The following is a 10,263-nucleotide window of genomic DNA, read 5'->3' as shown; positions in this document are numbered from 1 at the left end:
TCAGGTGTTGTCCTTGATGGTCTTGCTGCTGCCGTTGCTCTTCACCGAGGCGATGCCGGCATCGCGCGACTGCGTCGATGCGTACATCTGGCTAGTGCCGATGACCTGGTGATTGGCGGCCTTGAGGTTGAAGTGGAACTTGCCGTTGCTGGCCTCTTTTTTCTCGTAGCGCTCGTCCACGCCACTGTTGGCCTGGACCGAGGCGATGCCGCTTTCGGCTGAGCCTTTGGCCTTGTACAACTCGCTGGTAAGAATGATTTCGCCATTACCCGCCTTGAGGACAAAGCGGTACTGACCGTCACTGCTGGTGTTCAACTCGAACCAACCTGCCATGGGAACTCCTTATTTCGCAGATAAGCTTGGGTAGGCTGCGGGCGTACTTGTCCGCAGTGACGACTCAGTATGGTGGGCTTTGTGCGCTTGTCCAACGGCGCTAAGATCGACGGCGCCGTGTTGGCTGCCAGGAAGACCACGATCATGATGAACCTGATGCACTGGAAGTTGCTGGTGGCCGTGGCCGATGCCGGCAATGTCTCCCGTGCCGCCGAGGCCTTCGGCATTACCCAGTCCGGCGCCAGCCAGGCGATCAGCCAGATGGAAGAGGCACTGGGGGTCAAGGTGTTCGTGCGCGAGCGCAAGCGCACCAGCGTTACCGCGCTGGGCGAGCAGGTGCTGGTCCGCGCGCGGCGGATGATTGCCGAGCTTGAGTCGATCCAGAACCTGGTCGATGCCAGCCGTGGTTGCCACCTGGGGCGCATCCGCCTGGCGACGTTCCCGTCCGTGTTCGCCTCGGTGCTGCCGCCGCTGTTGCAGACTTTCAAGCGCCTGCACCCGGGCATCGAGGTGATCTGCCTGGAGGGCACCGACGAGGAGGTCGAAAGCTGGCTGGCTTCGGGTGATATCGACCTGGGCGTGGTGATGAACCCGCAGGCAGAACGTTCGCCGGTGATGCTCGGGCATGACCGCTGGGTGGCCGCCATTCCCCTTGACCACCCCTTGGCCCGGCGCGGGAGCCTGAGCCCGCTCGGGCTTGCCGAGCTGGTCGATGAGCCGTTCATTGTCGCCACGGGCGGCTGTCACTTGCATGGCCAGAGCCTGGTGCAACAGGCGGGGCTGAACCTGAGCAATGTGCGCCTGACGGTGCGCGGCTGGAACACGGCGTTGGCGCTGGTGGGCGAGGGCCTGGGCGTGTCGATCGTGCCGGCCTCGACGCTGCCCGAAGACCCGCGCTGGCTACGGGTGTATGACCTGGATCCGCCAATCTACCGACGTTTCGGGCTGGTCGGTTCGTCAGCACAGCCGCCGTCGCCTGCCGCCCAGGCGCTGCTCAGGCATGTGCACAAGGCCATGCTTGGCGTTGAAGTTCCGGTAGGGGAAAGCGCAGCCTGACATAAGTGCTGCTAATGATCAGTTTGTAAGACCCTAAGTTTACCTTGGGCATGCGCGGGCTGATCCTGTGTCGCTCGACACTGTCAGGAGACGCCCGATGAAACTCTACTTCGCCCCCAATGCCTGCTCGCTGGCGCCGCATATCATCCTGCGCGAACTCGGCCTGCCGTTCGAGCTGGTGCGGGTCAACAACCAGAGCAAACGCAGCGCCGACGGCCGCGACTTTCACACCATCAACCCCAAGGGTTACGTAGCCGCGCTGGTGTTGGGCAACGGCGAGGTCTTGACCGAGGGCCCGGCCATTCTCCAGTACCTGGCCGACCTCAAGCCCGAGATCAGGTTGGCGCCGGCCAATGGCAGCTGGGAACGCTCGCGACTGCAGGAGCTGCTCAACTTCATCAGTTCGGAAATCCATGCCGGCAGCGCGCCGTTGTTCAACGCCGAGCTGCCGGAGGCGGCCAAGGTGATCTTTCGCGACAAGCTGTTCAAGCGCCTGGACTACTTGAGCGAGATGCTGGGCTGCAATGACTACCTGCGGGGCAACTTCAGCATTGCCGATGCCTACCTGTTCACTGTGCTGGGCTGGTTGCCGGTGTTCGCTATCGATATCGCGCAATGGCCAGCGCTGGCTGGCTATGTCGAGCGTGTAGCGGCCAGGCCGGCGGTGCAGGCAGCCCTGCAAAGCGAGGCTGCCAGCCTGCCGGTCTGAACCTTCAGGGCATGTCGGTTACTTGCTTCAGGTACTGGATTCTGGCTTGTGTCTGTTTCAGCAAGCAGTGGGTATGGATCGTGGCAAAGCCACTGCCGCCAACGGACTCGTAGGTCTCGAATTCGCAACTGGCATCACGAAAGGCAATCCAGGCGCGCTGGGCTTTTTTCAGTGCCAGGTCCTGGGTGGGTTGTCCGGGTGCCGAACCCTCCGCCTTGAAGCGTGCGACCAAGGCCTGATAGAGCTCATTCAATTGCCGATCGGATTTTTTCAACGACTGCTGCATGCATTCAAGCATCTGCACTTCGGTGTTGGCGCCAGGGCAGAGGCTGCTCGCCTGAGCCGTCGTCGCCAGCGCCATCAACAGGCCGATGCTGGAGTAAAACAAACGATACATGGTGCGTCCTTGACTTGAAGTTTTCCCGGTTACTGGTGTTGCGGCCACGAATCGCCAATCACCACCCAGCAGGCTTTGGATTGCACATGCACATGCTTTTGCCGGGCAGGTTCGAAAGGTGTGTCCAGGGTACCCAGCGCAACGCTGACCCAGTCCGGATAATCGCCACTGGCATTGGCCCAGAACAAACGCGTTCCGCAGGCTGAGCAAAAGCTGCGATTGACCGTTGGCGATGACTTGAACACCCGCAATGCACCCTGCGGGTCGCTACAGCTCAAGGCCGCAACAGGTACGCTGCCGTAAGTGGCAAAGGCCGCGCCATGAGCCTTGCGGCACTGGCTGCAATGGCAATGGGTGACGGCCTTGATCTGGGTGTTGATGTGATAGTTGATGGCGCCGCACAGGCAGCTGCCGTGATAATCAATGGTCGTCAGCGCAGCTTTGTCGTTGTTCATCCTTGGAGCCCGGTAGAATCTCGCCCGCGATCATAAACCAAGGACAGGAACACCACGATGCGTGAACGAAAATCAGCCCGGCTTTTGGTCATCAGCCCCTCCCGAAGCGTGTTGCTGTTTCGCTTCGTCCATCGCAACGGCGCGCTGGCCGGCGACGATTACTGGGCAACACCGGGGGGCGGGGTGGAGGAGGGCGAAACTTTCGAGCAAGCCGCGATTCGTGAGCTACGCGAAGAAACCGGCATCCAGGTCGACGCCGTGGGCGTACCCTTGAACGAGCGTCGTTTCGCCATGCAGTTGCCCAGCGGCGAGTGGGTCACTTCGGTCGAGCAGTACTACCTGATCCAGGCGCAGGACCAGCAACTGTGCCGCCAGGGATGGACGCCTTCGGAGGTCGAGGTAATGGCCGATCATCGCTGGTGGTCGGCCGAGGAACTGCGGCAAACCACCGACACGGTGTGGCCGGAGCGGCTGATTGAAACCCTCGAAGCAGCCGGCGTGTTCAGCGCCGCGCCAGCGCATGGCTGACGCATTGCTCGTAGTAAGTCTGCTTGATGGCCGCAGGCTTGAGGCGTGACTGGCTGTTGTAGGTCTGCTCGGTGATGCCCATGGCGGTCATGCGCATCCACGGCTTGGTGAATTTGCGCACCTGCAGGCGCTTGCGCGCAGCGTACAGGGTCACCCCGGAAAGCTTCGATTGCTGGGCGCCGGCGGCGATGTCCGAACCCCAACTGCACATGTAGCGGTCATTGTTGCCCAAGGCCTTGGCCTGGGCGCCGAGCGGGAGTGCGACGAGAAAAAACGCTGCCAGGGTCAATCCATAAGCCCGCATAGCACCTACCTAACTCGCTGAAAAGAAAGCGAGTTTGCCTACGAAGCGGGTAGCAGGGGGCCAGCAATTTGCCTTATTTGCGCCTGAATTTCACAGCAGTTGTGTTTGTGACTTGCGGCCCAGCAACAGGCCTTCTGCGGCAACGGCGAAGGTGTTTCCCTGCAGCCAGAAGGCGTCGTGCACCTGGCTCATGAGGTAGCAGGCGCCCCGGCTGTCGACAAACAGCGCGCCATGGCCGTGGTGCACATCGCCGATGCACACCAGGGTTGTGTTCAGCTTGCGTTGCATCGCCACGATGACTTTTTCGTCGTGCAGGCCGGGCTTGGCCCTGAACTCGATGTCGCCGGCGGCGCATTCTTCACCGGCGCCGCAGTGGCCGACGCACAGGCCATTGAACGCCCTGAGCAAGTCGTTGGCGGGGTGGCCGTTGGGCCCGATGTCCGCCTCTGGGGCAGTCACTTGGGCAGGCCAGCCGGCGGCAATGAACAGCGGGCGGATGGTTTCAGGTAGGTCTATGGGCATGTCTGCTCTCTGGTCGAATCCGTGCGAAGGGCTACATTAACACGGCAGTCATCATTGAACCTTGAGGAGGGCGAGCCATGAGCAATGAGACTTTACCCGCTGCAGCCCACATCGCTGGCTTGCCAGCGATCCAGCGCGCAGCGCTGGTAACATCAGGCTTGACCTCTACTTAGGTCGAGGTTTGATACTCGCCGCTCCAACCATTCGGAGCAGCACCATGACCGCAGCTTTCCACCTGTCCAACCCCGAAGGCCTCTACGACCCCAGTGCCAATGCCTACTCCCATGTCGCCGAGGTCGCCGCCAATGCCCGGCTGCTGTACATCGCGGGGCAGGGCGGGGAAGACCTCGAGGGCCGGCTGTCCAGCGATTTTGCCGAACAGGCGCGCCAGGCCCTGGCCAACCTGCAGATCGCCCTGGCGTCAAAAGGCGCAACCCTGGCCGATGTGTTCAAGCTGACCCTGCTGATCGTCGACCACGACGAAAGCAAGCTGCACCTGTGGGGCGCCGAAGCCCAGCGCGCCTGGGGCGCCAACATGACCCCGACCTGCACGCTGATCCCGGTGCCGCGCCTGGCTCTGGATGGCATGCAGATCGAAATCGACGCGGTCGCCGCGCTGCCGGCCAGGTAACGCGTTTTAGCGATGGCATTGGCCCCGGCTTTTGTAAACAATAGCGCCCGCAAAACGCGCTGTTCGTTCAATTATCGAGATACCAATGCCGTCGATTCTTCCGCTGTATGAGGTCCTGTCATGAGCGACCTCACTGTCGAACTGTTGCAAACCGGCCCCGAGCAGGCTGAGCTGATCCGCAACCTTTACCAGTTCTACGCCTACGAGTCTTCGGACTGGGAGCAGGAAGACGTCGAGGTCGACGGCCGTTTCTACGTCCACGACGAGCACTTGCAACGCTACTGGCAAGAGCCGCAGTGGAGCGCCAACCTGATCCTGGTCGACGGCTACATCGCAGGCTTTTTGCTGATCGAACGCAGCGAGCTGCCCGGCCTCGATGCCCTGGAACTGGCCGACCTGTTCATCCTCAAGCGCTACCGGCGCAAAGGCATCGCCAGCGCCCTGGCCAGCCAGGTGCTGGCGAGCGGGCAGAACCAGTGGCTGGTGCGTTACTACGAGCAGGACGAAACCGCCCACGCCTTCTGGCGCACAGTGCTCGACAACCTGCCGCGCCCGGTTCGTTCGATCGAACTGGACGACGAGCCGGAGTTGGTTAATTTCCTGGTGACGCGGGCGTTGCACTGAGCTGGCACGAACGTTTCATGGCGAGATCAGACACAGCGAACGGCGCGCTCAGGCAAATCCGCCGTCAAGCAGCACAGGTAAGGTGACGCCAGCAGTCAATGCCATGCGTTCCGATCACAAGAGAATAAATATAATGATCAGCCTGGGCTCCAAGGATTCGAGCGGTCAGTTGGCGCAGGGTTTCAAGCCGCGCCATGTCACCATGCTTTCCATCGCCGGCATCATTGGCGCCGGCTTGTTCGTCGGCTCCGGGCATGCGATTGCCGCCGCCGGGCCCGCGGCGATCCTGGCCTATGTGCTGTCCGGCCTGCTGGTCATCCTGGTGATGCGCATGCTCGGCGAGATGGCCGTGGCCAACCCCGATACCGGCTCGTTCTCGACCTATGCCGACCAGGCCATCGGGCCCTGGGCCGGCTTTACCATCGGCTGGATGTACTGGTGGTTCTGGGTGCTGGTGATCCCCATCGAGGCCCTGGCCGCCGGGCATGTGCTGAACAACTGGCTGCCCATGGTCGATACCTGGCTGTTTGCCCTGTTGTCGATCATCGTCCTGGCCGCGACCAACCTGTTCAGCGTGGCCAAGTACGGTGAGTTCGAGTTCTGGTTCGCGCTGTTCAAGGTCGTGGCGATCATCGCCTTCATCTCCCTCGGTGCAGCCGTGCTGATGGGCTGGGTGCCGGAGCGCGAGGTCAGCGGCCTGAGCCGTTTGCTCGAAACCCAGGGCGGGTTTGCGCCCAACGGCGTGTCGGCGGTGGTCGGTGCGTTCATCACGGTGATGTTCAGCTTTATCGGCACGGAGGCGGTGACCATTGCCGCTGCCGAATCCCAGAGCCCGGCGAGGAACATCGCCAAGGCCACCCGCTCGGTGATCTGGCGCATCGGTGTGTTCTATCTGCTGTCGATTGCCGTGATCATTTCCATCGTGCCCTGGAACGACCCGCAACTGGCGTCGGTGGGCTCTTACCAGCGCGCCCTGGAGCTGATGAACATCCCCCACGCCAAGCTGATGATGGATGTGGTGGTGCTGGTGGCAGTGGCCAGTTGCATGAACTCCTCGATCTACATTGCCTCGCGCATGCTGTTTTCCCTGGGCAAGCGCGGTGAAGCGCCCCGGCAGGTCAAGCTGACCTCGGCCGTTGGCGTACCACGCGCTGCGGTCATCGCCAGCACCGTGCTGGGCGCAGTGATCACCGTGGTCAGTCACTTTGCCCCGGCCGGCTTGTTCCAGTTCCTGCTGGCCAGCTCCGGTGCCATTGCCCTGCTGGTGTACCTGGTGATTGCCGTGTCGCAGTTGCGCATGCGCCGGATGCTGCTCAAGCAGAAGGTCGAGCTGACGTTTCGCATGTGGCTGTTCCCCTGGCTGACCTACCTGGTCATCGCGTTCATCAGCGCAGCGCTCGGGGTCATGCTGGTGACCCCTGAGCACCGTGCCGAGGTGACCACCACCATCGGCCTTGCGCTGGTGATTTCCTTTATCGGCATCATCACCACCCGTCAGCATGGCCAGCCGGTAAAGGTGCCGTCGGTGGGCTGAAGCGCTTATTGCGGGGCGAGTCGAGGCGTCGCACCGCCGCTCCTACCGCGGCGTGATGGCAGATCCAGGGGTGTCAGCGGATTGCTGAGCCGTTGTGGCGTCTCGCCGGTCAACTGGCAAAGCAGCGCGATCAGCGTGTCGCCATCCAGCGCTCCGCGCTCGCGCAGCTGCTCGGCCAGCGCGCGCAACGCCGGCCAGTAACGCCGCACCAGGCAGTGACAACGCACCAGCGCCACCGGCTCGGCATCCAGCAACTTGCGCGCGGGCAGCAGGGCAATCAGTTCATGGGCCCGGCGCAGGTCGCCGGCACCGCTGGTGGTGAGGAAGCGATCAACGGCGCAATGCCGATAGACCGCTTCGGCCACCGGCCCGGCAAAGCAGTTGAGCAGATCGCGTTCGATCAGCTCGATCATCGACGGCAGATACTCGGCGATCCCCGGGGGCTCGAAGGCAGGCAATGGCACCAGGTAGTCGGCCTCGACCAGGCCCTTGACCGCTTGCAGGTTGCCACGCAAATCAACCATCGGTCCGATCAGCGCTTCGGCGCGGGTGCGCACCGTCACCCGCTTGATCGCCAGGCCGTTCCACCAGAAGGCCAGGGCATGGCCTGCTTCGTGGAAGGCGGTGCGATGCGCACGGCTGTTCATGATCATGACCTCAGGGGGAGGCGGCTACACCTACGATCTGCTCCGTCCCTGGGGTTGGTATAAGAGATTATGGCTATCGACGGGTAATACTGCGTCTATTTGCTGACTACCGGGGGCGGGACTAGCCTTGAAGATGTGCTGGCATGTGCCGGCCGGACCTGATGTGGAGATAACTAAAACGCTGGATACAAAGGTAGCTCACCCATGTCTACTGAATCGAAATGCCCGTTCAGTCATGCTGCTGGCGGTGGTCCGACGAACCGCGATTGGTGGCCGAACCAACTGAACCTGAAGATCCTCCACCAGCACTCGCCGCAGTCCGATCCCCAAGGCGATGCCTTCAACTATGCCGAGGCCTTCAACAGCCTGGACTTTCAAGCCCTCAAACAAGACCTGCATGCGCTGATGACCGATTCCCAGGACTGGTGGCCAGCGGATTTTGGCCATTACGGGCCGCTGTTCATCCGCATGGCCTGGCACAGCGCCGGTACCTACCGCACCGGTGACGGCCGTGGCGGCGCGGGCTCCGGTCAACAACGTTTCGCCCCGCTCAACAGCTGGCCCGACAACGTCAGCCTGGACAAGGCCCGGCGGCTGCTGTGGCCGATCAAGCAGAAGTATGGCCGCACTATTTCCTGGGCCGACCTGATCGTGCTCGCCGGCAACGTGGCGCTGGAATCCATGGGCTTCAAGACCTTCGGTTTTTCCGGCGGCCGCCCGGATGTCTGGGAGCCGGATGAAGACGTGTACTGGGGCTCGGAAAGCACATGGCTGGGGGGCGATATCCGCTACGGCAAAGGCCCGCAGGCGATGCAGGAACCCGGTGAAGCAGGCCGCAACCTGGAGACCCCCCTGGCCGCCGTGCAAATGGGGCTGATCTACGTCAACCCGGAAGGTCCGGAAGGCAACCCCGACCCGGTCGCCGCCGCCACGGATATCCGCGAAACCTTCGCGCGCATGGCCATGAACGATGAAGAAACCGTGGCCCTGATTGCCGGCGGTCATGCCTTCGGCAAAACCCATGGCGCCGGCCCCGCCGACAACGTCGGCCCGGAACCGGAAGCCGCCGGCCTTGAAGAACAGGGCCTGGGCTGGCGCAACAGCTTTGGCTCCGGCAAGGGCGCCGACACCATCACCAGCGGCCTGGAAGTGACCTGGACCACCACGCCGACCCGCTGGAGCAACAACTACCTGGAGAACCTCTTCGGCTTCGACTGGGAACTGACCAAGAGCCCGGCCGGGGCCAACCAGTGGACGCCGAAGAACGGCGCGGGGGCCGGGATCATTCCCGATGCCCACGACCCGTCCAAGCGGCGCAACCCGACCATGCTGACTACCGACCTGTCGCTGCGCTTCGACCCGATCTACGAGAAAATCGCCCGGCGCTTCCTGGCAAACCCCGAGCAGTTGAGCGATGCCTTCGCCCGTGCCTGGTACAAGCTGATCCACCGCGACATGGGCCCGCTGTCGCGTTACCTGGGCCCGGAAATGCCCAACGAGGAGTTGCTGTGGCAAGACCCGATCCCCAGCGTTGACCATGCCCTGGTCGACGACAGCGATGTCAGCGCCCTTAAAGCCAAACTGCTGGCTTCGGGGTTGTCGGTGGCCGAACTGGTGGCTACCGCCTGGGCGTCGGCGTCGACCTTCCGCGGCTCCGACAAGCGCGGGGGGGGCAACGGTGGGCGCCTGCGCCTGGCACCGCAGAAATCCTGGCAGGCCAACCAACCGGAGCAACTGGTCAAGGTCCTGAGCACCCTTGAAGGCATCCAGAATGACTTCAACAGCGCCCAGAGCGGTGGCAAGAAAATCTCCCTGGCCGACCTGATCGTACTGGCGGGTAGCGCGGCGGTTGAACACGCGGCGAAAAACGCCGGGGTCACTATTACCGTGCCGTTTGCCCCGGGCCGCATGGATGCTTCCCAGGAGCAGACCGATGTCGAATCGTTCGGCTTCCTTGAGCCGGTTGCCGATGGTTTCCGTAACTACCTCAAGAGCAGCTACCGGGTACCGGCCGAGGCCCTGTTGATTGACAAGGCGCAACTGCTGACCCTGAGTGCCCCGGAAATGACCGTGCTGGTGGGCGGCCTGCGGGTGTTGGGGGCCAATGTCGGGCAGAGCAAGCACGGCGTCTTCACCCAGCGGCCGGGCACGCTGAGCAACGACTTCTTCGCCAACCTGCTGGACATGGATGTGGAATGGAAGCCGGTGTCGGCGGCCAACGACGCGTTCGAAGGGCGTGATCGCAAGACCGGCGCGTTGAAGTGGACCGGCACCCGGGTTGACCTGGTGTTTGGTTCCAACTCGCAGCTGCGGGCGCTGTCGGAGTTCTATGCCAGTGCCGACGCCAAGGAACAGTTCGTCAAGGATTTCGTTGCTGCGTGGACGAAAGTGATGAACCTGGATCGGTTTGACCTCAAGTGAGCTGAGGCAGGGAGGGGCACCGCTCCCACAGGTATAGCGCCGAACCTGTGGGAGCTGGCCTTGCCAGCGATCGAGCGCGAAGCGTTCGTAATCCAGGCGACA

General features: G+C 62.6%; 13 protein-coding genes. 7 read left to right on the top strand and 6 right to left on the bottom strand.

The genetic code is table 11. The annotated features are described in order from the left end of the window. Positions 1-333 carry a YegP family protein gene (locus NLX68_RS03480; RefSeq protein WP_115087087.1) on the bottom strand — a complete coding sequence of 111 codons (333 nt, stop codon included), beginning with the start codon at positions 331-333 and terminating at the stop codon, positions 1-3. A 144-nt stretch (positions 334-477) separates the two neighbouring features. On the opposite strand from NLX68_RS03480, the gene NLX68_RS03475 reads away from it, so the two are divergent. Then, complete coding sequence (locus NLX68_RS03475; RefSeq protein ID WP_254282693.1) at positions 478-1,389, top strand: LysR family transcriptional regulator; 912 nt, start codon at positions 478-480, stop codon at positions 1,387-1,389. Positions 1,390-1,486: 97 nt separating this feature from the next. Further along, complete coding sequence (gene gstA / locus NLX68_RS03470) at positions 1,487-2,098, top strand: glutathione transferase GstA (protein ID WP_254282692.1); 612 nt, start codon at positions 1,487-1,489, stop codon at positions 2,096-2,098. 4 nt (positions 2,099-2,102) lie between these two features. Here gstA and NLX68_RS03465 read toward each other — a convergent pair whose 3' ends face one another. Beyond that, a complete protein-coding gene (locus NLX68_RS03465; protein ID WP_254282691.1) occupies positions 2,103-2,495 on the bottom strand; it encodes a lysozyme inhibitor LprI family protein in 393 nt (130 codons plus the stop codon). Positions 2,496-2,524: 29 nt separating this feature from the next. After that, a complete protein-coding gene (locus NLX68_RS03460) occupies positions 2,525-2,950 on the bottom strand; it encodes a GFA family protein (protein ID WP_254282690.1) in 426 nt (141 codons plus the stop codon). Between the two features lie 57 nt (positions 2,951-3,007). Between NLX68_RS03460 and NLX68_RS03455 the strand changes: the two genes are divergently transcribed. Then, on the top strand, positions 3,008-3,478 hold the full coding sequence (locus NLX68_RS03455) for an NUDIX hydrolase (RefSeq protein ID WP_254282689.1): 471 nt from the start codon (positions 3,008-3,010) through the stop codon (positions 3,476-3,478). Here the strand turns inward: NLX68_RS03455 and NLX68_RS03450 are convergent. Both NLX68_RS03450 and NLX68_RS03445 read right to left on the bottom strand, forming a co-directional pair. Next, positions 3,453-3,782, bottom strand: a complete 330-nt coding sequence (locus NLX68_RS03450; RefSeq protein WP_254282688.1) for a hypothetical protein — start codon at positions 3,780-3,782, stop codon at positions 3,453-3,455. The genes NLX68_RS03455 and NLX68_RS03450 overlap by 26 nt on opposite strands. 90 nt (positions 3,783-3,872) lie before the next feature. Beyond that, the gene (locus tag NLX68_RS03445) at positions 3,873-4,304 is read right to left on the bottom strand and encodes an SUKH-3 domain-containing protein (protein ID WP_254282687.1); all 432 of its coding nucleotides are present in this window, start codon (positions 4,302-4,304) and stop codon (positions 3,873-3,875) included. A gap of 217 nt (positions 4,305-4,521) precedes the next feature. On the opposite strand from NLX68_RS03445, the gene NLX68_RS03440 reads away from it, so the two are divergent. From NLX68_RS03440 to gabP, 3 genes are all read left to right on the top strand, one after another. Next, positions 4,522-4,935 carry a RidA family protein gene (locus NLX68_RS03440; protein WP_254282686.1) on the top strand — a complete coding sequence of 138 codons (414 nt, stop codon included), beginning with the start codon at positions 4,522-4,524 and terminating at the stop codon, positions 4,933-4,935. A gap of 120 nt (positions 4,936-5,055) precedes the next feature. Beyond that, a complete protein-coding gene (locus tag NLX68_RS03435) occupies positions 5,056-5,559 on the top strand; it encodes a GNAT family N-acetyltransferase (RefSeq protein WP_254282685.1) in 504 nt (167 codons plus the stop codon). 133 nt (positions 5,560-5,692) lie between these two features. Further along, positions 5,693-7,093, top strand: coding sequence for a GABA permease (gene gabP, locus NLX68_RS03430; protein WP_254282684.1), 1,401 nt, complete (start codon positions 5,693-5,695; stop codon positions 7,091-7,093). Positions 7,094-7,098: 5 nt separating this feature from the next. On the opposite strand, the gene NLX68_RS03425 is transcribed toward gabP, so the two are convergent. Further along, the gene (locus tag NLX68_RS03425; protein WP_367949522.1) at positions 7,099-7,746 is read right to left on the bottom strand and encodes a hypothetical protein; all 648 of its coding nucleotides are present in this window, start codon (positions 7,744-7,746) and stop codon (positions 7,099-7,101) included. 198 nt (positions 7,747-7,944) lie between these two features. Here NLX68_RS03425 and katG point away from each other — a divergent pair, with 198 nt between their 5' ends. Continuing rightward, positions 7,945-10,161, top strand: coding sequence for a catalase/peroxidase HPI (gene katG, locus NLX68_RS03420; RefSeq protein WP_254282682.1), 2,217 nt, complete (start codon positions 7,945-7,947; stop codon positions 10,159-10,161). The last annotated feature ends 102 nt before the right edge of the window (positions 10,162-10,263 follow it).

This window comes from Pseudomonas sp. SBB6, from assembly GCF_024213215.1.
GTDB classification, from domain to species: domain Bacteria; phylum Pseudomonadota; class Gammaproteobacteria; order Pseudomonadales; family Pseudomonadaceae; genus Aquipseudomonas; species Aquipseudomonas donghuensis.
The sequence above is the reverse complement of the archived record's forward strand: the minus strand, read 5'-3'. Positions and strand labels throughout refer to the sequence as shown.

What these genes read in the sequence shown, in the direction of transcription:
- NLX68_RS03465 (WP_254282691.1), bottom strand. Translation starts at nt 2,495, where the DNA reads ATGTATCGTTTGTTTTACTCCAGCATCGGCCTGTTGATGGCGCTGGCG.
- NLX68_RS03425 (WP_367949522.1), bottom strand. Translation starts at nt 7,746, where the DNA reads ATGATCATGAACAGCCGTGCGCATCGCACCGCCTTCCACGAAGCAGGC.
- NLX68_RS03455 (WP_254282689.1), top strand. Translation starts at nt 3,008, where the DNA reads ATGCGTGAACGAAAATCAGCCCGGCTTTTGGTCATCAGCCCCTCCCGA.
- gstA (WP_254282692.1), top strand. Translation starts at nt 1,487, where the DNA reads ATGAAACTCTACTTCGCCCCCAATGCCTGCTCGCTGGCGCCGCATATC.
- NLX68_RS03460 (WP_254282690.1), bottom strand. Translation starts at nt 2,950, where the DNA reads ATGAACAACGACAAAGCTGCGCTGACGACCATTGATTATCACGGCAGC.
- NLX68_RS03480 (WP_115087087.1), bottom strand. Translation starts at nt 333, where the DNA reads ATGGCAGGTTGGTTCGAGTTGAACACCAGCAGTGACGGTCAGTACCGC.
- katG (WP_254282682.1), top strand. Translation starts at nt 7,945, where the DNA reads ATGTCTACTGAATCGAAATGCCCGTTCAGTCATGCTGCTGGCGGTGGT.
- NLX68_RS03450 (WP_254282688.1), bottom strand. Translation starts at nt 3,782, where the DNA reads ATGCGGGCTTATGGATTGACCCTGGCAGCGTTTTTTCTCGTCGCACTC.
- gabP (WP_254282684.1), top strand. Translation starts at nt 5,693, where the DNA reads ATGATCAGCCTGGGCTCCAAGGATTCGAGCGGTCAGTTGGCGCAGGGT.
- NLX68_RS03445 (WP_254282687.1), bottom strand. Translation starts at nt 4,304, where the DNA reads ATGCCCATAGACCTACCTGAAACCATCCGCCCGCTGTTCATTGCCGCC.
- NLX68_RS03435 (WP_254282685.1), top strand. Translation starts at nt 5,056, where the DNA reads ATGAGCGACCTCACTGTCGAACTGTTGCAAACCGGCCCCGAGCAGGCT.
- NLX68_RS03475 (WP_254282693.1), top strand. Translation starts at nt 478, where the DNA reads ATGATGAACCTGATGCACTGGAAGTTGCTGGTGGCCGTGGCCGATGCC.
- NLX68_RS03440 (WP_254282686.1), top strand. Translation starts at nt 4,522, where the DNA reads ATGACCGCAGCTTTCCACCTGTCCAACCCCGAAGGCCTCTACGACCCC.